23 protein-coding genes are annotated in these 21,989 nt (G+C 61.9%); 16 read left to right on the plus strand and 7 right to left on the minus strand.

Annotated elements, in window-relative coordinates; all coding sequences use genetic code 11:
• Window positions 1-4: 4 nt before the first annotated feature.
• The 4 genes from AB8A23_RS13340 to ppk2 all read right to left on the minus strand — a co-directional run bounded on the left by AB8A23_RS13340 (window position 5) and on the right by ppk2 (window position 5,246).
• On the minus strand, window positions 5-1,351 hold the full coding sequence (locus AB8A23_RS13340) for a c-type cytochrome (RefSeq protein ID WP_309948436.1): 1,347 nt from the start codon (window positions 1,349-1,351) through the stop codon (window positions 5-7).
• Window positions 1,348-3,552, minus strand: coding sequence for a molybdopterin cofactor-binding domain-containing protein (locus tag AB8A23_RS13345; protein ID WP_439059500.1), 2,205 nt, complete (start codon window positions 3,550-3,552; stop codon window positions 1,348-1,350). Before AB8A23_RS13345 ends, AB8A23_RS13340 begins: the two co-directional genes overlap by 4 nt.
• Before the next feature lie 9 nt (window positions 3,553-3,561).
• Window positions 3,562-4,023 carry a (2Fe-2S)-binding protein gene (locus tag AB8A23_RS13350; RefSeq protein WP_199712107.1) on the minus strand — a complete coding sequence of 154 codons (462 nt, stop codon included), beginning with the start codon at window positions 4,021-4,023 and terminating at the stop codon, window positions 3,562-3,564.
• Between the two features lie 296 nt (window positions 4,024-4,319).
• The gene (ppk2, locus tag AB8A23_RS13355; RefSeq protein ID WP_092144861.1) at window positions 4,320-5,246 is read right to left on the minus strand and encodes a polyphosphate kinase 2; all 927 of its coding nucleotides are present in this window, start codon (window positions 5,244-5,246) and stop codon (window positions 4,320-4,322) included.
• A gap of 239 nt (window positions 5,247-5,485) precedes the next feature.
• Here ppk2 and AB8A23_RS13360 point away from each other — a divergent pair, with 239 nt between their 5' ends.
• Entirely contained in the window at window positions 5,486-5,758 is a 273-nt protein-coding gene (locus tag AB8A23_RS13360) for a hypothetical protein (RefSeq protein WP_439059499.1), read from the plus strand.
• Window positions 5,759-5,852: 94 nt separating this feature from the next.
• On the opposite strand, the gene AB8A23_RS13365 is transcribed toward AB8A23_RS13360, so the two are convergent.
• On the minus strand, window positions 5,853-7,553 hold the full coding sequence (locus AB8A23_RS13365) for a methyl-accepting chemotaxis protein (RefSeq protein ID WP_439060528.1): 1,701 nt from the start codon (window positions 7,551-7,553) through the stop codon (window positions 5,853-5,855).
• 62 nt (window positions 7,554-7,615) lie between these two features.
• Between AB8A23_RS13365 and AB8A23_RS13370 the strand changes: the two genes are divergently transcribed.
• The 7 genes from AB8A23_RS13370 (at window position 7,616) to AB8A23_RS13400 (ending at window position 11,723) form a co-directional block, all read left to right on the plus strand.
• The gene (locus AB8A23_RS13370; protein WP_158596842.1) at window positions 7,616-7,762 is read left to right on the plus strand and encodes a hypothetical protein; all 147 of its coding nucleotides are present in this window, start codon (window positions 7,616-7,618) and stop codon (window positions 7,760-7,762) included.
• A gap of 27 nt (window positions 7,763-7,789) precedes the next feature.
• Window positions 7,790-8,536, plus strand: coding sequence for a YebC/PmpR family DNA-binding transcriptional regulator (locus AB8A23_RS13375; protein WP_089265380.1), 747 nt, complete (start codon window positions 7,790-7,792; stop codon window positions 8,534-8,536).
• An 85-nt stretch (window positions 8,537-8,621) separates the two neighbouring features.
• Window positions 8,622-9,149 carry a crossover junction endodeoxyribonuclease RuvC gene (gene ruvC, locus AB8A23_RS13380; RefSeq protein ID WP_089265379.1) on the plus strand — a complete coding sequence of 176 codons (528 nt, stop codon included), beginning with the start codon at window positions 8,622-8,624 and terminating at the stop codon, window positions 9,147-9,149.
• A complete protein-coding gene (gene ruvA, locus AB8A23_RS13385; RefSeq protein WP_089265378.1) occupies window positions 9,146-9,763 on the plus strand; it encodes a Holliday junction branch migration protein RuvA in 618 nt (205 codons plus the stop codon). The genes ruvC and ruvA overlap by 4 nt, the downstream gene beginning before the upstream one ends.
• Entirely contained in the window at window positions 9,760-10,260 is a 501-nt protein-coding gene (locus tag AB8A23_RS13390; protein ID WP_439059498.1) for a hypothetical protein, read from the plus strand. The genes ruvA and AB8A23_RS13390 overlap by 4 nt, the downstream gene beginning before the upstream one ends.
• Window positions 10,257-11,306, plus strand: a complete 1,050-nt coding sequence (gene ruvB / locus AB8A23_RS13395; protein ID WP_231079736.1) for a Holliday junction branch migration DNA helicase RuvB — start codon at window positions 10,257-10,259, stop codon at window positions 11,304-11,306. The genes AB8A23_RS13390 and ruvB overlap by 4 nt, the downstream gene beginning before the upstream one ends.
• 6 nt (window positions 11,307-11,312) lie before the next feature.
• The gene (locus AB8A23_RS13400; protein ID WP_120291684.1) at window positions 11,313-11,723 is read left to right on the plus strand and encodes an NUDIX hydrolase; all 411 of its coding nucleotides are present in this window, start codon (window positions 11,313-11,315) and stop codon (window positions 11,721-11,723) included.
• Window positions 11,724-11,844: 121 nt separating this feature from the next.
• On the opposite strand, the gene rocD is transcribed toward AB8A23_RS13400, so the two are convergent.
• Window positions 11,845-13,062: an ornithine--oxo-acid transaminase gene (gene rocD, locus AB8A23_RS13405; RefSeq protein ID WP_231079737.1), complete on the minus strand. Its 1,218-nt coding sequence runs from the start codon at window positions 13,060-13,062 to the stop codon at window positions 11,845-11,847.
• 239 nt (window positions 13,063-13,301) lie between these two features.
• On the opposite strand from rocD, the gene AB8A23_RS13410 reads away from it, so the two are divergent.
• The 3 genes from AB8A23_RS13410 (at window position 13,302) to AB8A23_RS13420 (ending at window position 17,247) form a co-directional block, all read left to right on the plus strand.
• The gene (locus AB8A23_RS13410) at window positions 13,302-16,085 is read left to right on the plus strand and encodes a UPF0182 family membrane protein (RefSeq protein ID WP_439059497.1); all 2,784 of its coding nucleotides are present in this window, start codon (window positions 13,302-13,304) and stop codon (window positions 16,083-16,085) included.
• A gap of 165 nt (window positions 16,086-16,250) precedes the next feature.
• Window positions 16,251-16,697, plus strand: a complete 447-nt coding sequence (gene ybgC / locus AB8A23_RS13415) for a tol-pal system-associated acyl-CoA thioesterase (RefSeq protein WP_184519176.1) — start codon at window positions 16,251-16,253, stop codon at window positions 16,695-16,697.
• An 82-nt stretch (window positions 16,698-16,779) separates the two neighbouring features.
• A complete protein-coding gene (locus tag AB8A23_RS13420) occupies window positions 16,780-17,247 on the plus strand; it encodes a nuclear transport factor 2 family protein (RefSeq protein WP_315843247.1) in 468 nt (155 codons plus the stop codon).
• Here AB8A23_RS13420 and phnF read toward each other — a convergent pair whose 3' ends face one another.
• Entirely contained in the window at window positions 17,248-17,982 is a 735-nt protein-coding gene (gene phnF / locus AB8A23_RS13425; protein ID WP_068735417.1) for a phosphonate metabolism transcriptional regulator PhnF, read from the minus strand.
• Between the two features lie 125 nt (window positions 17,983-18,107).
• Between phnF and phnG the strand changes: the two genes are divergently transcribed.
• Genes phnG through phnK form a run of 5 tightly spaced genes read left to right on the plus strand, consistent with a single transcriptional unit; the run spans window position 18,108 to window position 21,987 of the window.
• Entirely contained in the window at window positions 18,108-18,569 is a 462-nt protein-coding gene (gene phnG / locus AB8A23_RS13430; protein ID WP_439059496.1) for a phosphonate C-P lyase system protein PhnG, read from the plus strand.
• 2 nt (window positions 18,570-18,571) lie between these two features.
• Window positions 18,572-19,180: a phosphonate C-P lyase system protein PhnH gene (gene phnH, locus AB8A23_RS13435; RefSeq protein ID WP_439059495.1), complete on the plus strand. Its 609-nt coding sequence runs from the start codon at window positions 18,572-18,574 to the stop codon at window positions 19,178-19,180.
• A 2-nt stretch (window positions 19,181-19,182) separates the two neighbouring features.
• Window positions 19,183-20,289 carry a carbon-phosphorus lyase complex subunit PhnI gene (locus tag AB8A23_RS13440; protein ID WP_089265368.1) on the plus strand — a complete coding sequence of 369 codons (1,107 nt, stop codon included), beginning with the start codon at window positions 19,183-19,185 and terminating at the stop codon, window positions 20,287-20,289.
• Window positions 20,286-21,170: an alpha-D-ribose 1-methylphosphonate 5-phosphate C-P-lyase PhnJ gene (locus AB8A23_RS13445; protein ID WP_439059494.1), complete on the plus strand. Its 885-nt coding sequence runs from the start codon at window positions 20,286-20,288 to the stop codon at window positions 21,168-21,170. Before AB8A23_RS13440 ends, AB8A23_RS13445 begins: the two co-directional genes overlap by 4 nt.
• Entirely contained in the window at window positions 21,163-21,987 is an 825-nt protein-coding gene (gene phnK, locus AB8A23_RS13450; RefSeq protein WP_439059493.1) for a phosphonate C-P lyase system protein PhnK, read from the plus strand. Before AB8A23_RS13445 ends, phnK begins: the two co-directional genes overlap by 8 nt.
• The last annotated feature ends 2 nt before the right edge of the window (window positions 21,988-21,989 follow it).

Consider the following 21,989-nt stretch of genomic DNA (forward strand, 5'->3'; position numbering starts at 1 on the left):
CGGCCTACTGCTCCGTCTGCTTGCGCAAATCCGCGACATCGCTTGCCGTGATCTGCGATCCCTTGCTGCCGAAGCGCGCGGTCACGTAATTCGCGACAGCCGCGATCTCCGTATCTGAATGGCTCTTGCCGAAAGCTGGCATCGACAGCGCGCCTTGCGGCGTATGCCGCTTGGTGCCGGAGATCACGATCTGCGCCACGTTCGTCGCGCCGGGATCGTTAACGGCCCACGCGCCAGTCAGCGTGGCCATGGGCGAGAGTGCGCTCTCGCCTGTCCAGCCATGGCAGCTCACGCAGGCGCCCTGGAAGACCGTCTTGCCAAGCGCGTTCGCCGTCATGCCGTCCCTGTGCGAGGGCGGTGCGGGTGGCGCGAGTTTCGCGGGCAGATCAGGTGAGGGCACCGCCGGCACCGTGCGCAGGAATGCGACCATCGCCTTGATATCCGTCGGCGCCATCTTGCTGAAACTGTGGTCCACCGCTTCGCCCATCGGCCCCGACGCGGTGCCGTGACCCTTGGCATGCCCGATCGACAGATAGGAAACGACATCGTCGTCGCTCCAGCTGCCAAGGCCTGTCGTCTTGTCCGAGGTGATATTGAAGGCCCGCCATCCGGCGGTCAGGGCGCCAGCAAATTTCTTGCGGTTGTCGAGCGCGAAGCCGAGATTGCGCGGGGTATGGCATTCGCCGCAATGCGCCAGCGCCTCGACGAGATAGGCGCCCCTGTTCCATTCCGGGCTTTGCGACCTATCGGGTTCGAAGCGCGTATCGGGATTGAACAATGCCGACCAGAACGTCATTGCCCAGCGCTGATTGAACGGAAAGGCAAGCGTATTCTCAGGCGGTGCTGCGCGCACCGGTGCGAGGCTGAACAGATAGGCCTTGACCGCGAGCGTGTCCGCATCGGTCATGTAAGTGTAGGACGTATAGGGCATCGCGGGATAGAGCCGGGCGCCGTCGTGGCGCTTGCCGCTTCGAACGGCGTCGAGAAACTGCTGATCGGTGTAGTTGCCGATGCCTGTCTCTTTGTCCGGTGTGATGTTGGTCGAGTAAAGCGTGCCGAACGGCAGCTTGAATGCGAAGCCGCCGGCATATTCCTTGCCCCCGGGCGCAGTGTGGCAGACCATGCAATCCGCCGCACGCGCAAGATATTCGCCGCGCTCGATCAGGCTGGCGTTGGCCATGTTGGCGGGAACGCCCGTGGGATTGGGACCCTTGTAATCGGCCAGCGCCACCTTCGGGCCGCCCGAGAAGGCCATCGGTCCGGGACCGCGAACATAGAGCGCGGCGCCGGCTGCAGCCACGACACCGATCACAATGACGCTGCCGAGAATGCGACGTGCGGCGGGCGTCATGACTTCTTCCTTTCGGCGATCGCATCGCGGTCGATCGGCATCCTCCGCAGCGCAACGTCAGTCGCAGCATAAATTGCATTGCGCAGTGCCGGCGGTCCGCCGATCACGCCGCACTCGCCTATGCCGCCGGGCGCTTCGCCGCTCTTGATGAGGTGGACATTGATTTTCGGCATCTGGTCGATCCGAAGCATGCGGTAGTCATGGAAATTGGACTGCTGCACGCGCCCCTTCTCGATGGTGATGTCGCCATAGAGCGCGGCGGTGAGGCCGAACACGATGCCGCCTTCGATCTGCGCCACGATGGTGTCGGGATTGACAGCGATGCCGGTGTCGACCGCCACGTTGACCTGACGCAGACGGATCTCGCCCTGAGAATCCACCTCCGCTTCGACCACAGTCGCGATCGAAGTATCGAAGGTGGGCTGGATGCTCACGCCGCGTCCGACGCGCGCTGGCAGCGGCTGACCCCAGTTGGCCTTCTCCGCCGCGAGATTGAGGGCCGCCAGCATCCGTGGTGCCTTGCCGAGCAATTCACGCCGGAACACGACGGGATCCTTGCCGGCCTTGCGAGCGAGCTCATCCATGAAGCTCTCGATCGCGAACACGTTATTGTTCGGGCCGACGCCGCGCCAGAAGCCGGTCGGCACCGCCGGTGGTTCGACACGGACATATTCACACTGGAAATGCGGGAAGTCGTAGGGCTGGTCCGCGGCACTATCGATGGCGTCGATGTCAATGCCCTTCTGGAACGCAGGCGGCAGCCAACGCGCGATCACGGCCGAGCCTGCGATCTTGTACTTGAAGCCGACCACTTTGCCGTTGGACAGTGTCGCCGAAATGTTGTCGCGATAGACGGGGCGATAAATGTCGTGCTGGATGTCCTCTTCGCGGGTCCACACCACCTTGACCGGTCCATTGACCTGTTTGGCGATGCGCACCGCCGCCACGACCATGTCGGGCTCAAGCCTGCGGCCGAAGCCGCCGCCAATCATGTGCTGATTTACTGTGACCTTGTCGATCGGCAGGCCCGCGGCCTTGGCGGCTTCGGATTGCACCCGCGACATGATCTGCGTGCCCGTCCAGACCTCGCAGGAATCACCCTTGAAGTGCACCGTGCAATTCAAGGGCTCCATGGTCGCGTGCGCAAGGAACGGCATCTCGTAGGACGCGTCGATCCGTTCGCCGGTCGCGAGACCCTTGGCGATGTCGCCGACGGATTTGGCGATTACGCCGTCCGTCTCGCTGGCCGTGCGCAAATGCGCCCAGATGTCCTTCGAACTGATCTTCGCGTTGGGCCCTTCGTCCCAGGTGATGTCGAGTGCTTCGAGCCCAGACTTGGCGGCCCACATGTGGTCGCCGACCACGGCCACGAGGTCGTCGAGCACCACGATCTGCCGCACGCCCGGAATCTTCTTCGCCGTGCGGTCATCGACCTTGGCGAGTTTGCCGCCGAACACCGGGCATTGTGCCAGCGTCGCGAATGTCATGCCCGGTATCATTGCGTCGATACCGTAGATCGTTTTGCCGTTGACCTTGTCCGGTGTATCGAAGCGCTTCAGCGGCTTGCCGATCACCGAGAAGTCTTTCGGGTCCTTGAGCGCGACGTCCTTCGGCGGCGTGAGTTTGCCGGCGGCGTCGCACAACTCGCCATAAGACAGTTTGCGCCCGCTGGCCGTATGCATCACTTGCCCGTTCGACGCCGTGCAGCTCGCAGGTTCGACCTGCCACTGTTCAGCTGCGGCTTGCACCAGCATCGCACGCGCGGTTGCGCCGGCATTGCGTAGAGGTTTCCAGAATGCACGCACCGAAGTCGATCCGCCGGTCGCCTGGATGATGAAAATTGGATTGCCGTAGAGCTTGTCGCTGGGCGGCGCATGTTCCAGCGTGATCTGCGCATAGTCGGCGTCGAGCTCTTCGGCGAGGATCATGGCGATGGCGGTATAGATGCCTTGCCCCATCTCGACTTGCGGCATCACCAGCGTCGTTTTGCCGGTAGTGTCGATGCGGATGAACGCGTTGGGGGCGAATTTGCCCTCCGTTGTATCGGGAGGTTGCGTCGGCTCATTGGCCGCGCGTACCGGAAGCTGGAAGGCGAACATAAAGCCGCCGGCAAAGGCGCCAGCGAGCAGATTGCGCCGTGACAGGCCAGAAGGCTTGTTTGCAGGACTGGTCGCAACAAGCATGTTGTCTGCAAGTTTCATGACCGACTCCTAGGTTTGCCGTTCGGAGGCAGCATGCTTGATGGCTTCACGCACCCGGACATAGGTGCCGCAGCGACATATATTTCCGGCCATGGCGGCATCGATGTCAGAATCGTCGGGGGTCGGCGTAGAAGCGAGGAGCGCGGCCGCCGACATGATCTGCCCGGACTGGCAGTAACCGCATTGAATGACTTCGAGATCGAGCCAGGCCTTCTGCACCTTGGCGCCGACCGGTGTGGTGCCGACGCCTTCGATTGTGGTGATGGCGCGTCCGCTCACCGCACTGACCGGCAGCAGACAGGAGCGCACGGCCTTGCCGTCGACATGCACGGTGCATGCCCCGCATAGCGCAACGCCGCAGCCGAATTTTGTGCCGGTCATGCCGAGAATATCGCGCAGCACCCAGAGCAGGGGCATGTCGTCTGGTGCGTCGAAGGACTTCTGCTCGCCGTTGATATTGAGATTTGCCACAGTGAGACCCCCGTTTGCTCGACTCGATGATGCAATGGCGAATGGTTCGTCATCGACCAACGACGGTACTATAGGCGTACGGTCATCATTTCAAAAGCAGCAATAAGATGCAGCAGGACTATACATTGGTTTGTATGTCGCGCGAGCGTGTCTGTCGGATAAATCGCGGTAAAATCTGCGCGACGTCATCCGACGCCCTCTTCGTGGGCGTCGGATGACTTTTATTCAAAAGAATATTGCGGTTGCGTTAGGCTCGGCCTGCCCGAAAAACGTTACGCAATCTGCCGACTGTGGGGCTAGTACCGCTCCGGCACATACATTTCGGCTGGCACCGGCGTGCGGTGATAGTCGGGATTGCGCACGCGTGCAGGCAGGACCACGGGCGGATGCTCGACCTCCTGATAGGGAAGCTGTTCGAGCAGATGCGCGATGCAGTTCAAGCGCGCCTTCTTCTTGTCGACGGCCTGCACCACATGCCACGGGGCTTCCGGAATATGCGTATGCTCGAGCATCGCTTCCTTGGCTTTGGTGTATTGCTCCCAGCGGGTGCGCGCCTCGACATCCATCGGGCTGAGCTTCCACTGTTTGAGCGGGTCGGCGATACGCATCGAGAAGCGCAGGTGCTGCGCTTCGTCGGTGATCGAGAACCAGTATTTGACCAGGATGATGCCCGAGCGCACCAGCATGCGTTCGAATTCCGGCACCGAGCGGAAGAATTCCTCCACGTCATCTTCGGTGCAGAAACCCATCACGCGCTCGACGCCGGCGCGGTTGTACCAGCTACGATCGAACAGCACGATCTCGCCGCCGGCGGGGAGATGCGAGACGTAACGCTGGAAGTACCATTGGGTGCGTTCGCGCTCATTCGGCGCGGGGAGTGCGGCAACGCGGCAGACGCGCGGATTAAGCCGCTGGGTGATCCGCTTGATAACGCCACCCTTGCCAGCGGAATCGCGACCCTCGAAGATCACCACGACCTTGAGCTTGTTCTGCTGCACCCAGCTCTGCAGCTTCACCAATTCGCCCTGCAGGCGGAACAGTTCCTTGAAATAGAGGCGTCGCTCGATGGTCTCCGCCGGGCTGTGGTCGGACATTTCGTTGGTCAGGGCGTCGAGACGATCGTCGTCGATCTCGAGCTCGAGTTCTTCATCGAAGCCGTCCAGCATCTCTGCACGAATGCGGTCGTGGATTGCTTGCGCGTCGTCGAGGGAATGTTCGGTCATGGCAGCTCCGCTTGTATCGAATGGGTTCACGGTTATGGACCGATGCAAATGTCAGCGGTGTGACACTGCCTCCCAGGCCCCGGGGCGAATGGGGAAATGGCCCCGATGGGTCTCGCCGCCGCTGTCCATGCAGGACGGGGTGCCGCAAGCCGAAATTCAACTACGCGTGATTGGCGCTACCTTGAGAGCCAAGCGTGCGCATCTGAGGTCGCGGGGCTCGTTGACCAAGGAAAAATGTGATGAATAAATTCATTCTGTTGGGCGCCGCTTTACTGATCGCCGGCACTGCGAGCTGGACCGCGCAGGCCAAAGACGGGCAGAGCGCTGCCAGCAAGCATCGACGGATCATGTCCTCTCACGCGCGGTATGAGGGAAGCGCCCCCGTAACGGTCTATCGCGGATTTGGTGCCGGCCCCGGTTCAGGTTCATATGGATACAGCGCGCCATATGGATATGGCGGCGGTTCATACGGCGGAGATGACAATGCGGAAGGCCGAACGAGCGGCGGCTAGGAGGGCTTGGCAGTTTTGGCTGCTAACCCACTCGCAGACGGAATATGCGGCGCTGCGCCAGGTCTCAGGTAGCAGCGCCGTTTACAAACCCAAATCATAATTTGTACGCCGTGCGGAAGCCGCCCCAATGGCGTCCCTGTATGCGCACGGGCACGTCGATCTCGCGCATCATCACGGTCTGACCGTTGCCCATGTCGCGGGCATAACTCTGGATCAGGTAGGAACGGGTATTGCGACCGGCGGCCAATCCAGCCGGATCGTTGAAGATGCGGCGGTTGCGGCAGTTGGCAGTGTTCCAGCTCGCATCACCCGGGCGCTGCGGCTTCGAATAGATGCTGTTATGCACCGGTAGATAGCCGTTGCGGTCGATCATGGCGCAGAACGCCATGCGGTTGTCCTTGGCCAGAAACGTGTCCTGGAATTCGGGCAGCGCGCGGTCGGCCCAGCCGAGAATCTCTGTCCGGTACTGTACCGGACTGGAGCCAGGGATTTCGACGTAGTTGTCGTCGAACATGTCGTCGATGCTGATAGCGCCGGATGCAATACCGTCGGCAAAGATCTTATTGAGCACGGCGCCGGCGTCGATGGCGCGGGTGACGAATTCGGTGTTCTCGTCATGGATCGCCCATAGTCGGTCTTCGATCCGGCTGATGAGAGCCCCGTCGGGCACGACGAACAGTGCCTGTGCGCCGGCGGGGGAATGTTCGGCAATGCGCAGGCGGCAGGGGCCGACCTCGCTGAGTTCAGCAGCAACGATGTCGTGCAACGGAAGCCGGTTCGCGTCCGGTCCGCCGATGAGAATGCCGTCCATCGAGATTTCATAGACCGGCGCGCTGATCTGGCCGCCGCGTGCCTGAAGATCGACGTTGAGGTGACATGGCAGCTTTTCGCGTCGTCGCTCGTCTTCGCGCTCGCTTTGTTTGAGCAGTACCGCGCAGCGCGACTTCAGCCGTGAGGCAAACATCGTGACGGCCTGGCCGGCCTGCGCGACATGCTCGCCATGGGCAGCCGCTTCCTTTGCAGCGCTATCGATTTCCGCGGCACTGTTGCCGACCGAGACGATGAATTGCGAGGCGGTGGTGGCGTTGTGCGACATCTCGCTGGTCGTTGCGTTCTGCTCGGCGACCGCGCCGTTGACATTGGCAAAAACCGGGCGGATCGCGTCGATGGCGGTGGAGATGCGATGCACCGCATCGACCGAACTCGCTGCGTCGCGCTGCAGGGTGTCGATCTTCTTCCTGATCTCTTCGGTGGCGTTCTGAGTCTGCACTGCCAGCGCCTTGACCTCGGTGGCGACGACCGAGAAACCGCGGCCTGCAGCGCCGGCGCGTGCCGCCTCGATGGTCGCGTTCAGCGCGAGCATCGTTGTCTGCCGGGCAATCTGCGCGATCAACTCCAACACATTGCTGATTGCAGCGGAGGAGTCGCGCAGGCGGTCCACATTGGCGCTGGCTTCATGGGCGGCGGCGCCGGCCTCGTCCGCGAGCCGGCTGGCATCGCGCACCTGGGTGCCGATGCCCTCGGCCGAATGGGTGAATTTGTCGGCGGCCTGCGCAAAGGTTGTGGCGGTGGATTGCGCGGCGCTGCTGCGGTCGGCCAGCACGTCGGTGCGGGCGCGGATGGCGGAGAGGGTGGCGGCGGTCGATTCGGCGCCGCCGGCGACGGATGTCGCGGCACGCTCGAGCTGGCGGATAAGCGCGCCCAGCTCGAGTTCCAGCAACTCAAGGATGTCCCGAGCGGTATCTGGTTCAGGATGCTGCGGTGCCACAGAAGGTGCTGTGTTTTCAGCAATCATCACCACTTCAGCCGCTTCCGGCCGCCGCTTGCGGAACAGTCCAAACGCCATCGGTGACCCCAATGAATACAATCTATGCGGGTAACCTTGCACCTCGGCGTGAAGTGATGGTTAAGGTCGGTCGCGGTATTGCGAAGATCTGCCGGATTCGGCTGCAAATTTTTGATTTTGCCGATTTCGCGGCCTATAACCCCGCGCCGCAGCCCTAACTACCCTGACGCTTCAAGAGAGACCGCATGGCCGGACATTCCCAATTCAAGAACATCATGCATCGCAAGGGCCGGCAGGATGCCCAGAAGTCCAAGCTGTTCAGCAAGTTGGCGCGCGAAATCACCGTCGCTGCCAAGATGGGGACGCCCGACCCGTCGATGAATGCCCGGCTGCGCTCCGCCGTGATAGCCGCCCGGCAGGAGAACATGCCGCGCGACAACATCGAGCGCGCCATCAAGAAGGCGATCGGTAGCGACGGCGAGAACTACGATGAAATCCGCTACGAGGGCTACGGCCCCGGCGGCGTCGCCGTCATCGTCGAGGCGCTGACCGACAACCGCAATCGCGCCGCCTCCGACATCCGTTCCTACTTCACCAAATCCGGCGGCAATTTGGGCGAAACCGGCTCAGTTTCCTTCATGTTCGACCATGTCGGCGTGATCGAATATGACGCCGACAAGGCCTCGGCCGATGACATGCTCGAAGCCGCCATCGAGGCTGGCGCCGACGACGTCGTGTCGGGCGAGGGCGGCCATGAGGTCTATGCCTCGCAGGAAACCTTTCGCGAAGTTGCCAAGGGACTGGAAGCCAAATTCGGCGAAGCCCGCAAGGCGGCGGTGATCTGGAAGCCGCAGAACACGCTCTCGGTCGATGACGAGACCGGCGAAAAGCTGATCAAGCTGATGGACCTGTTGAACGAGCATGACGACGTGCAGAACGTCTATGCCAACTTCGAGGTGTCCGACGCGCTGATGGCCAAGATGGGCGGCTGAGCAGGGGCTCAGCTTCCCTCTCTTTCCTTTGGGACGGCTTCGCGTTTCTATTTCGTTCCCTGCCCTCCGGCGTTATCCCTGTGGGATGACAAACCCTCCGATTCGCCCTCCTGTCCGTATCATCGGCATCGATCCGGGCCTGCGCCGCACCGGCTGGGGCGTGATCGAGATCGATGGCAACCGGCTGACCTATATCGGCTGCGGTTCGGTGGAACCGCCGGACAATCTGCCGTTGGCAAGCCGGCTGCTCGGCATTCATGAAGGTCTCGCCAAGATCCTCGGCGACTTCCAACCGGCCGAAGCTGCGGTGGAGCAGACCTTCGTCAACAAGGACGGCGTCGCGACGCTGAAGCTCGGCCAGGCGCGCGGCATCGCCATGATGACGCCGGCGATGTTCGGCATTGCCGTCGCCGAATACGCGCCCAATCAGGTGAAGAAGACCGTGGTCGGCGCGGGCCACGCCGACAAGAACCAGATCCAGGTGATGCTGAAGATCCTGCTGCCGAAGGCTGAGCCGAAATCCGCCGATGCGGCCGACGCGCTGGCCATCGCCATCACCCATGCGCATCACCGTCAGAGCACGGCACTGCGCCTCAAGGTCGTCGGCGCGTGATCGGCAAGCTCAAAGGCCTGATCGACAGCTATGGCGAGGACTATGTGATCCTCGACGTACAGGGCGTGGGTTATCAGGTGCATTGTTCCGCTCGCACGCTGCAGGCACTGCCGCAGGCGGGCGAAGCTGCGGTGCTCGCCATCGAAACCTATGTCCGCGAAGACCAGATCAAGCTGTTCGGATTCCGCAGCGATATGGAGCGCGAATGGTTTCGCCTGCTGCAGACCGTGCAGGGCGTTGGTGCCAAGGTCGCGCTCGCCGTGCTCAGCACGCTGCCGCCGGCCGACCTCGCCAACGCTATCGCGCTGCGCGACAAGACGGCCGTGGCGCGCACGCCGGGCGTCGGTCCTAAAGTGGCCGAGCGCATCGTCAGCGAATTGAAGGACAAGGCGCCGGCCTTTGCGTCCGTCGATCCGGTGGTCGCGCAACTCGCCGGTGCGATGGACGACAACCGCGCACCAGGCGCCGTCAGGGATGCGATCTCCGCGCTGGTCAATCTCGGCTATGGCCAGCCACAGGCGGCGGCCGCCGTCGCAGCCGCGTCGCGCAGCGCAGGCGAGGGTGCGGAAACGGCGCAACTCATCAAGCTCGGGCTGAAGGAATTGGCGAAGTGAGCCTGGCCAGAATCGCCCGTGTGATCGGCAATGTCGCGATCTTCGGTATTGTCGGTTCGCTATCCGTGGCTGCGCTCGTATCGTTGCTCGTCGTCGGTCTGGGTGCGTCGATCCTGCAATTGATCTTCTCTGTCGCCGATCTCGATGGTTTCAGATCGCTTGTCTCGATTGCACTGTGGCTGCTGGCATTCGTTGCTGCATTGGCGGCGCTGCTGCCGTCGCTCGGTGCCGGCGTCGTCTTCGCGCTGTCGGCCGTCTATGCCGGACAAAACGCGATCTGGATGGCGTGGCTTGCTGCGGCCGTCGGCATTGCCGGCTTCATCGGGTTTGGAATGTTCGTTCAGCCCTCGGAATCGTCGGCGGTGATTTTGCCCGGCGTTCGATCACTCACGCAGGCGCTGTCACTGTCCGCATTGCTCGCGGGCATTGCCGTGATTCCAGCCAGCCTGTGCTGGTGGTTCGCGCGGCCGTTGCACCGTGGTAACGTCGCATCATGAATACGCCACCCGATCGCATGGTTACACCTGAGCGCCGCTCCGACGATGTCGGTGACACCACGCTGCGCCCGCAGTCGCTGTCCGACTTCGTCGGCCAGGCGCAGGCGCGCGCCAATCTGCAAATCTTTATCGATGCCGCCCGCAAGCGCGGCGAGGCGCTGGATCACACATTGTTTGTGGGGCCGCCCGGCCTCGGTAAGACCACGCTGGCGCAGATCGTGGCGCGCGAGCTCGGCGTCGGATTTCGCGCGACATCCGGTCCCGTCATCGCCAAGGCCGGCGATCTCGCGGCATTGCTGACCAATCTCGAAGAGCGCGATGTGCTGTTCATCGACGAGATCCACCGTCTCAGCCCTGCAGTAGAGGAAGTGCTCTATCCCGCGATGGAGGACTTCCAGCTCGATCTCATCATCGGCGAAGGCCCTGCGGCACGCTCGGTGAAAATCGAACTATCGAAATTCACGCTGGTCGGCGCGACCACCCGTGCGGGTCTGCTGACGAATCCGCTGCGTGATCGTTTCGGCATTCCGCTGCGGCTGAATTTCTACACGATCGACGAGCTCGAAAAGATCGTCACGCGCGGCGCCCGCGTGCTGGACATCGGCATGACCCCTGAAGGCTCTAACGAGATTGCGCGCCGCGCCCGCGGCACGCCGCGCATCGCCGGGCGTCTGTTGCGCCGTGTGCGTGACTTTGCCTCCGCTGCGGATGCGTCAGCGATTGACCGCAAAATCGCCGACCACGCGCTGTCCGCACTGGAAGTCGACAGTGCGGGTCTCGATGCCATGGATCGCCGCTATCTCACCACCATCGCCATGAACTATGCTGGTGGCCCCGTTGGTGTCGAGACCATGGCGGCCGCGCTGTCCGAGCCGCGTGATGCCATCGAGGACATCATCGAGCCCTATCTGATCCAGTGCGGCTATCTGCAGCGCACCCCGCGTGGGCGTCTGCTCACCTCGCATGCGTTCAAGCATCTCGGACTGAGTGAACCGAAACGGGACGAGAGCCAGATCGGATTGTTCGGTTCGGGCGACGAGGAGTAGTTCGCAATGACTGACAAGATCATCGGCGTCGTCGCTGCGCTGATCCGCGATGACGCAGGGCGCATGCTGGTGGTGCGCAAGCGCGGCACCGAGGCCTTCATGCAGCCGGGCGGCAAACGCGATGCCGGCGAGAACGATCTGGCCGCGCTGGAGCGCGAGATCAGCGAGGAGCTCGGCTGCCGGATGGTGCCGGGTTCTGCGCAAGCGCTCGGACAATTCAACAGCGTCGCCGCGAATGAGCCGGGATGGCGGGTGCAGGCAAGCGTCTATGCGGTCAAAGTGGATGGCGCGATCGAGCCCCAGGCCGAGATCGCCGAAGCGATTTGGATCAATCCAACTGCGCCTGAGGCTATTATCCTGGCGCCATTGACGCGTGATCATGTGCTGCCACTCGCAGCTCACGGCTTTTCGTTATGACGGGTGCTACGACCTTCCATCTGGGCGACGCCATCGCCGACGGCCTGCATCGCATGCAGGCAAATCTTTCGTTTGGCTTCGGTAATTCTCAGATAGCAGGCTTGCCCAATATTGGCGGCCGCTAGGCCTGAACCGTCGATGCGGCGATCTCGTCCAGTACTTCGGTCAATCGGTCTACGGCCCAATCCACCTGTGACTCGTTGATAATCAAGGGCGGCGCAAAGCGTATCGTGTTCCGGTGAGTATCTTTGGTCAGCACGCCCGCCTGAAGCAAGCGGCTGATCACCGTACCGGCACTAGCCATGTTGCGGTGCAACTCGACCCCCGCAAACAAACCGCGACCGCGCACCTCGCGAATGATCGGATTTTTGATCGCGGAGAGCCGATCGAGGAGATGCGCGCCGACAGTCGCGGCGCGTTCAATCAATCGCTCGTCGATCAGTGTGTCGAGGGCGGCTAATCCAACCGCTGATGCAATCGGGTTGCCTCCGAACGTGCTGCCGTGGTCACCCGGAGTGAAAACCTGCATGACCTCGCGACGGGCGAGGAAAAGCGAAACCGGCAACATCCCGCCGCCGAGCGCCTTGCCGAGCATCAGACCGTCGGGTGTTACTCCTTCATGCTGACACGCGAGCAGACGTCCGGTGCGTCCCAGACCGCTCTGGATCTCGTCGCACAGCAGCAGCACGTTGTTCGCCTTGCAAATGCGCGCGACCTCAGCGAGATATCCAGGGGGCGGCACATTGATCCCGCCTTCGCCTTGAATTGGTTCGACCAAAAAGGCCGCGGTGTCAGGGGTAATGGCCGCGGCGAGCGCCGACGCATCGCCGAACGGCACGCGCGTGAAGCCGGGCGGGAACGGCCCGAAGCCGTCGCGATATTGGGCTTGCGAAGAAAAGCCGACGATCGAGATGGTGCGGCCGTGGAAATTTCCTTCCGCGACGATGATTTCGGCCCGGTCAGTCGGCACTCCCTTGACCCTGTAGGCCCATTTACGTGCCGCCTTGAGCGCCGTCTCGACGGCTTCCGCGCCGCTGTTCATCGGCAACGCGGCGTCCATACCGGTAAGTGCACAAGCCTTCGCGAGGAAAGGCCCCAGCCGATCGCTGAAATAAGCGCGCGAAATCGTATCCAGGCGTCGTGCCTGTTCTGTCAGCGCCTTGACGAGGCGCGGATGGCAATGGCCGAAGCTCGCCGCCGAATATGCGCCCATCATGTCGATGTAGCGTCTGCCAGCCTCGTCCCACACGTAGACACCAGCCCCGCGGACGATCGTGACCGGCAACGGTGCATAGTTTCCTGCGCCAAAACGGGCTTCGAGACTGGCGAAATCAGTCATGACAAGCGCTCCTGCCGCGTTCCTCCCCCGCACCGGTTCGGCATGCCATCCCGACCGTTGGTGAGGGCGCACAAGCACAACTACATCGTGAGATCACCGCTCATGGCGCGCTCTCCCGATTGGGCGCGCGTAAGGCGATGCGCACCTTAGTTCTGATGTAGGAAGGCCGACGCAGAAAAAACAGGTGCGAGGGCTCAAGACAGGCACCGCCACCTCTCCCGTTCTGCTATAATCCGTTCATGACGATCGGGATTACCGGGCCCGAACGGAAGACGCCAGGGCGAAACGCCGTGGTCGGGGTGATTGTGACTGCCATCTTCTCCGGAATTTGCCTGATCCTTCTCGCGATTGTCGGCGACTTCCTGGTCGACTGGATGTGGTTCTCCGCGGTCGGCTATTCGCAGGTTTTTTGGACATCGATCGGCGCGAAAGCCGCAGTCTTTTCTGTCGTCTTCGCGGCAACTGCCGTCATTGCGTGGGCGAACGCCCGGCTGGCACTTTTTCTTGTCCGACGGCGGCGAGGCCGGCTTCCCGTCGACTTCGACTGGAAGCTCGCGGCCACCGCGGTGCCGCCCGATCCGTTCGAATTCATACGCGATCGGTTGCCATGGCGCCTTGCCATCGCTGGCGGCGCCGGATTCCTCGCTCTGCTTGTCGCATGGGAGGAGGTCGGCAACTGGAGCATCATTCTCCAGTTCCTCTATCAGGTGCCATATGGCGCGAATGATCCGCTGTATGACAAGGATATTGGATTCTATCTGTTTTCTCTGCCCGCCTATATCGGCATCAAGAATTGGGCATTGCTAACGCTATTCATGAGCGCACTTCTCGCCGCAGTGATCTATTGGCTGCATGGTCAGATCGAATACCAGGTCCAGCGGTGGTCGATATCACCGCCAGCGGTTGCTCACGGCTCGGCGCTGCTCGGCTTGCTCTTTGTGGTGAAGGCATGGTCCTACGGACTCGACCGCTATTTGCTGCTCTACGGAGACAATGGCGTAGTGGTTGGCGCGAGCTACACCGATGTCCACGTTCAGCTACCCGTTCTCTGGTTGCTGATCGGGCTTTCGATCGTTGCGGCATGCGCCGCGTGGGCGAACCTGTGGGCGCGTACCTACTGGCTCCCCACTGCCGCGATGTTGCTCGTCTTCGGGGGCGCTTTCCTGCTGTCCGGCGTGATCCCGACGCTGTTTCAGCGCTTCTACGTGAAACCGAACGAACTGGAACTGGAGCGGCCCTACATCGAGCGCAGCATCCGTCTGACCAGGGAAGCCTATAATCTCGACAAGATCGCCGCCAAGCCCTTTCCTGCCGAACAGGACCTTACCTTCGCGACACTCGAAGCCAACAAGGCGACCATCGAGAACATCAGATTGTGGGACGGGCAGCCGCTAGCCGATACCTACGCCCAGCTGCAGGAGATACGCACCTACTACAAATTAAGTGACCTGGATGTCGACCGCTACTGGCTTCGCGGCACCTACCAGAGCGTGATGCTGTCGGCACGCGAGCTCAGATCCTCACTGCTGCCGCCGAACGCCCAGACGTGGGTCAACCTCCACCTGCTGTTCACCCACGGCAATGGAGCGGTGATGAGCCCGGTAATGCACAAGAGCGCTGAAGGGCTTCCGCTGCTTTACCTGCGGGATATTCCTCCCGTTGCGGACGGCGGTCCCGAGATCCGCGAACCGCGCATTTATTATGGACAAGAGGAGAGCAACTACGTTGTCGTCAGGACGACCACGCCGGAATTCGACTATCCGAAGGGGAGTGAAAACGCATACACGGTCTACGACGGTGCCGGTGGCGTGCCGCTGACGGGGATGGTGCGAAAAATCATCTTCGCTCACCACTTCAACGACATGAACCTGCTGCTCTCCAGTTACATCACCGACGACAGCCGGATCATGATCCGGCGCAATATGGGGGAACGGTTACGCACGATCGCCCCGTTCCTCAGCCTCGACCACGATCCCTATCTGGTCATCAGCGAAGGGCGGATGTTCTGGATCCAGGACGCCTATACAACCAGTAACTATTTTCCCTCTGCGCAGCCTGCGCCCGGCCGCAATCTGAATTACATCCGCAATTCCGTGAAGGCCGTCATCGACGCCTATAACGGCAGTGTCGACTTTTATCTGACGGACCAGGCGGACCCGATCGCGGCCACCTACCAGCGAATCCTTCCGGGGCTATTCAAGCCGTTTGCGGCGATGCCGTCCGATCTGCAAAAGCACATTCGCTATCCCGAGGACCTCTTCCTGATTCAGGCGCAGCTTTACCAGACCTATCACATGGCATCTGCCGACGTTTTCTATAACCGGGAGGATCTTTGGCAGTTTCCGCGCCAGCCGGCTGGCGACGGCGTCGCGCCGATGGTCCCTTACTACATTGTGATGCGGCTGCCCGGAGAAACCCAGGCCGAGTTCTTTATCATGATCCCCATGGTGCCAAGCCGACGCGACAACATGATCGCATGGCTGGCAGCGCGCTGCGACGCCCCTGACTATGGAAAATTGATCGTCTACGAATTTCCCAAGGAGAAGCTCGTCTACGGACCGTTCCAGATCGAGGCGCGCATTCATCAGAACACGGAGATCTCCCAGCAAATATCGTTGTGGAACCAGATGGGTTCACGGGTGATCCGCGGAAACCTGCTGGTGATCCCGATCGAGAATTCAATCCTGTACGTATCGCCGCTGTACCTGCGCGCGGTCCACGGACACTTGCCGGAGCTCAAGCGCGTGATCGCCGCCTACGGCGAGCATGTCGTCATGAAAGAAACGCTTGCAGAGGCCTTGTCCGCGCTCTTCATCGAAACTAACGCATCGCCGACATCGCTGAGTGCTGCGACGGAAATGCCACGTGCGAGCCCTGCGGAAAACAGGGCGCAGGAGGCGCTTGATCGCTACAACGAGGCAACGAAGCTGTTGAGGTCTGGGGATTGGGCAGGCTTCGGCACGCAGATCGACGCGATGCGCGGTCTTTTGGAGAAAATGAGCCGGGAATCGGCCGGACACTGACCAACGCCGGCTGATTGTCATTCGACAAAGAGATGCGCGTCCCCGCGACCAAGATTCCAGGTGCATCCCGAGCAAGGTTCAAGCCCAAAGCGATTGGCACTTGCTGGGGAAGGTGCCTCTGTGCAAGACGGTTACTCTCCGAAGTGTGATAAGAGGAATCTCCCTGTGACAGCCTCTCTTGATGGCGAAATTCGCGATGGTCGTCATCATATGCGGGTCCGCGTTTATTTCGAAGATACTGACGCCGGCCAGATTGTTTATCACGCGAATTTTTTGCGCTTCATGGAACGCGGGAGAACGAATTACTTGCGTTTGCTCGGAACGAGTCAACAAGAGCTGCTGAAAGAAGCGCGAGAGGATGCGCCCGGCTTTGCTTTCGTTGTTCGTTCGATGAAAATTGATTTTCTAAAACCGGCAGTCCTGGACGATCTGCTTGACGTCGTCACGGTTCCACAAGAGGTGAGGGGCGCTTCGATCCTGCTCGGGCAGGAAGTGCGCCGCGGCGATGAGTTGCTGCTTGAGGCCAAGGTCAAGGTGGCCTTTGTCTCCGGCGGCCGCGCCAAGCCGATTCCGAAAGCGCTGCGGATCGCCATGAAGGCCGATCAGATTTAGCAATCGCCCCATAGGTGAAACGGCATCGACTCCGCATGCGGCAGGGCTACAATCCCTGCAACATTCCAAAGCCGAGGGTCCCATGTCGCGTCCACCGTTTCCGCCCTTCACCCGAGAGACCGCCGCCCAGAAGGCCCGCATGGCCGAAGATGCCTGGAATTCACGCGATCCGGTGAAAGTGTCGCTCGCCTATACCGAGGACTCGACCTGGCGCAATCGCGGCGAGTTCTTTCAGGGGCGCCCGGCGATCGTCGAATTCCTCACCCGTAAATGGGCGAAGGAGCACGAATATCGGCTGATCAAGGATTTGTGGGCGTTCGACGGCAATCACATTGCCGTGCGCTTTCAATATGAATGGCACGATGACGCCGGCAACTGGCATCGCTCCTATGGCAATGAGCAGTGGGAATTTGATGAGGCCGGCCTGATGCGGCGCCGCGAGGCGAGCATCAATGACGTTGCGATTGCCGAGAAGGATCGCCGTTTCCTGTGGCCGGCGCCGGGGCCGCGTCCGGCCGATGTGCCGGGTCTCGGCACCGACCCGTTCTAACTAAAGCGAACCGCTATCGACCACGAATTCGACGCGCTCGGCGACGAAGCGCGAATGCGTAGCGCTGAGCGGCGTGCCGTCGGCATCCACATCGATGGAATCGACAATCAAGATCGGGCGCCCGAGTGCAACACCAAGCCGTGTCGCATCGGTCGCGTCGATGATCCCCGCGGTCACCTTCGTCGAGGCGCGGCGATAGTCCTTGATGCCGTAATGCGCCAGCGCCTTGGTCATCGAGCGCACGCGCTCATAGACCTTGCCGAAATCGGGAAAGCGTTCGGCCGACAGCCAGTTGGTGCCGACGCAGATCGGCGTCTTGTCCGCCAACCGCAAGGCTTCAATGCGGATCAGCGGAGCGCCGGCTTTGAGGCCAAGCTGCCTTGCGAGATCGCGTGTTGCCACATCGTCCCAGGCTCCGATCAATTGCGCTTGCGGCTCGCGCCCGCCGGCACCGGCAATTTCCGAGAAGCGCGTGCGTGATCGCAGGGGATATGCAAGCTTTGGCGATTCCACATAGGTGCCGCTGCCGCGCTCGGCGCGCACCAGGCCGCGTTCGGCCAGGGTCGCGAGCGCGCGGCGCACGGTGTGCCGATTGACGCGGTAGATGTCAGCCAGTTCGGTCTCGCCGGGCAGCTTTTCGCCAGCGCCATAGCGGCCATCTGCAATGCCGCGCTCGATGCCGTCGGCGACGTGCCGCCACAATGCAACGCCTGTTGGCTTGTCCTGAATGGTCACAAAATTGGTCCCGGAATGATGTCGACCACGCATTAGCGAAAAATCGTGCCGCTGTCACGAAACGGTCATTGCCTCCGCCTATAAAGTTGTCTAGTAAATCATACAACTTGTTGAGCGACGGTGACATGACTTCATCCTCCCTGAACCACCAGCAGGCCCGGCGCCGTGAGGCGATGGGGGTGCTTGGGCACTCCGCCACGGCGGATATCGCCGGTTATCTCGATGCAGTGGCTGTTCCCGCCCATGAACAACTGCGTCAGCCGGAAAACGGCCTGGTGATGCTGCGCGGCCGGATCGGCGGCGATGGCGCGCCATTCAATCTCGGCGAGGCGACGGTGTCGCGTGCCGCTGTACGGCTTGCCAGCGGTGAGGTCGGCTTCGGCTACACACTGGGCCGTGACGGCGCGAAGGCGCACCTGATCGCGCTCTGCGACGCACTCATCCAGACCGTTGAATTTTCAGATGCTGTCGAGACCAAGGTGCTCACGCCGCTGCGTGCGCGCGTCGTCGCCGATAGCAAGCGCAAGGCTGCGGAGACCGCGGCGACCAAAGTCGATTTCTACACGCTCGTACGCGGGGAGGGCTGATCATGACGACAGTTGCGGAAATGCCGGCCGGTTTCGTGGATAAGGTCCTCGCGGCGCAATCGACCTTCCGTTCGGTGATGGACGCGATGGCGCGTCCCGGCACCGTGCAGCGCATTCAGGCTGTTTCGGGCGTACCTGCGCCGATGATGCGCGGCGCGGCCGCTATCGCGCTCACGCTGTTCGATCAGGACACGCCGGTGTGGCTCGATAGCAAGTTGGCGGCGACGATGGATGTTGCCAAGTGGATCAAGTTTCACACTAGCGCGCCTGTGATTGCCGATCCGGCGGTGTGCGCCTTTGCCGTGGTGGCCGATCCCGCTGCGCTACCGTCCTTCGAGCACTTCGCCTTCGGCACCGGCGAATATCCGGATCGTTCCACCACCATCATCCTGCAGGTGGCGAGCCTGACTGAAGGCCCTGCCTATGAATTGCGCGGTCCCGGGATCGACGGCGCCACCATCCTGCGCGCCGCGATCGGCGTGCCGGATCTGCTGGATCGTCTTGCGCTGAATGCCTCGCTGTTTCCCCGCGGCATCGATCTCGTGCTGGTCTCCGGCGAATCCATCGTCGCGCTGCCGCGCACCACGCGCCTTGTCGCGAAGGAGGGCTGAGCATGTATGTCGCCGTCAAGGGTGGCGAACGCGCCATCGAGAATGCGCATCGTCTGCTCGCTCATGAACGCCGCGGCGATCGCGACGTGCCGGAAGTATCGCTGGCGCAGATCTCCAATCAGCTCGGCCTCGCCGTCGATCGCGTGATGACCGAAGGCTCGCTCTATGACCGCGAGCTCGCGGCGCTGGCCATCAAGCAGGCGCGCGGCGACATGATCGAGGCGATCTTCCTGCTGCGCGCCTTCCGCGCCACACTGCCGCGTTTTGGATCGAGTGAACCCGTCGATACGTCGCAGATGCAGGTGCGTCGCCGCGTGTCCTCGACCTTCAAGGACATGCCGGGCGGCCAGGTGCTCGGCCCGACCTTCGACTATACGCATCGTCTGCTCGATCCGGTGCTGACCGGCGAATCCTCGCCCGAGCAGCCGGCCATGACCGATGCAGAGCCGGGCGTGATGCCGCGCGTCACCGATATTCTTGGCCGCGACGGCCTGATTGAAACGTCTCCCATCGAAGATCCCGAGAAGCCGGTCGGCGATCTCACGCGCGACGCGCTGAGCTTCCCGGCAGACCGCGATCTGCGGCTGCAGAATCTCGCGCGGGCCGATGAAGGCTTTCTTCTCTCGCTCGGCTATTCGTCGCAGCGCGGCTATGGCCGTAACCATCCTTTCGCCGGCGAGATTCGCCTCGGTGAAGTCGAGGTCGAATTCATGGCCGAGGATGTCGGCTTTGCCGTGCCGCTTGGCTCGATCACGCTGACCGAATGCCAGATGGTCAACCAGTTCAAGGGCTCGGATACCGAGGCGCCGTGCTTCACGCGCGGTTATGGCCTCGCTTTTGGCCAGAGCGAACGCAAGGTGATGTCGATGGCACTGGTCGATCGCACGCTGCGCGCGCGTGAGCTCGGCGAGGACATCAAGGCGCCAGCGCAGGATGAGGAATTCGTCATGTCGCATTCCGACAATGTGCAGGCGACCGGCTTCGTCGAGCATCTGAAGCTGCCGCATTACGTCGACTTCCAGTCCGAGCTCGGCTTGCTCCGCAAGCTGCGCAAGGAATTCGCCGATGCCAACGAGACGCCAGTTGCTCTTCAGGAGGCCGCGGAATGAACGCGCCGACATATAACTTCGCCTACCTCGACGAGCAGACCAAGCGGATGATCCGCCGCGCCATTCTCAAGGCGATCGCGATCCCCGGCTATCAGGTGCCGTTCGCCAGCAGGGAAATGCCGATGCCCTATGGCTGGGGCACCGGCGGCGTGCAGGTCACGGCGGCGATTCTCGGCCCCGTCGACAAGCTCAAGGTGATCGACCAGGGCTCTGACGACACCACCAATGCGATCTCGATCCGCAAGTTCTTCGAGAAAACTGCCGGCGTTGCGGTAACCACGAGCACGGGCGATGCGACTGTGATCCAGACACGGCATCGCATTCCCGAAGCGACGCTGCAGGCGCATCAGGTGCTGGTCTATCAGGTGCCGATCCCCGAGCCGCTGCGCTTCCTCGAGCCGCGTGAGACCGAAACACGGCGCATGCATGCACTCGCCGAGTACGGGCTGATGCACGTGAAGCTCTATGAAGACATCGCGCGCTTCGGCCATATCGCCACGTCCTATGCCTATCCGGTGAAGGTCAATGCGCGTTACGTGATGGACCCATCGCCGACGCCGAAATTCGACAATCCGAAGATGGACAATTGCGCGGCGCTGCAACTGTTCGGTGCCGGCCGCGAGAAGCGCATCTATGCGATCCCGCCTTACACATCGGTGGTGTCGCTGGATTTCGAGGATCATCCATTCGAGCCCTACAAGCACAAGGCCTGCTGTGCACTGTGCAATGCCGAGGATAGCTATCTCGACGAGATCGTTACCGACAACATGGGCAGCCGGATGTTCGTCTGTTCCGACACCGATTATTGCGAAACGCGGCAATCACAGGGGCACCGCGGCAGCGAGAATGCTGCGCCCTATGCGGAGAGCGCAAATGCTTGATGTGACAGCGAATTCAACTGCACCGGGGGCGCGCGCGGCTGCGAGTGACGAGCCGTTGCTTGTTGCGGCAAACCTGGGAAAATCTTATGGCCGTCTTGCGGCATGTCGCGACGTGTCCTTCGAACTCTATTCCGGCGAGGTGCTGGCTATCGTCGGCGAGTCCGGGTCCGGCAAATCGACACTGCTGCAGATCCTCGCCGCCCAGTTAGCGCCGACCACCGGCAGCGTCTCCTACCGGATGCGCGACGGCGTGACCCGCGATCTCGCGGCGATGGGCGAAGCCGAGCGCCGCTTCCTGTTCCGCACCGACTGGGGCTTTGTCCATCAGGATCCGGCGATGGGGCTGCGCATGGCGGTTTCCGCCGGCGCCAATGTCGGTGAGCGACTGATGGCCGTCGGCCAGAACCACTATGGCAAGATTCGCGACACCGCGACCTCGTGGCTCGAGCGCGTCGAAATTTCCGCTGATCGCATCGACGACGCGCCGCGGACTTACTCTGGCGGCATGCGGCAGCGGTTGCAGATCGCGCGCAACCTCGTCACCGAACCGCGTCTCGTCTTCATGGACGAACCGACCGGCGGTCTCGATGTCTCCGTGCAGGCGCGCTTGCTGGACATGATGCGCACGCTGGTCAGCGAGCTCGGTCTCTCGGCCATCGTTGTGACGCACGATCTCGCGGTGGCGCGGTTGCTGTCGCATCGCGTGATGGTGATGCAGGGCGGCCGCGTGATCGAAACGGGGCTCACCGATCAGGTGCTCGACGATCCCAGAGAGCCCTATACGCAATTGCTCGTTTCCTCGATCCTGCCGGCGTGAGG

Source organism: Tardiphaga sp. 619_E2_N8_4, from assembly GCF_051810905.1.
Taxonomy (GTDB): Bacteria; Pseudomonadota; Alphaproteobacteria; order Rhizobiales; family Xanthobacteraceae; genus Tardiphaga; species Tardiphaga robiniae.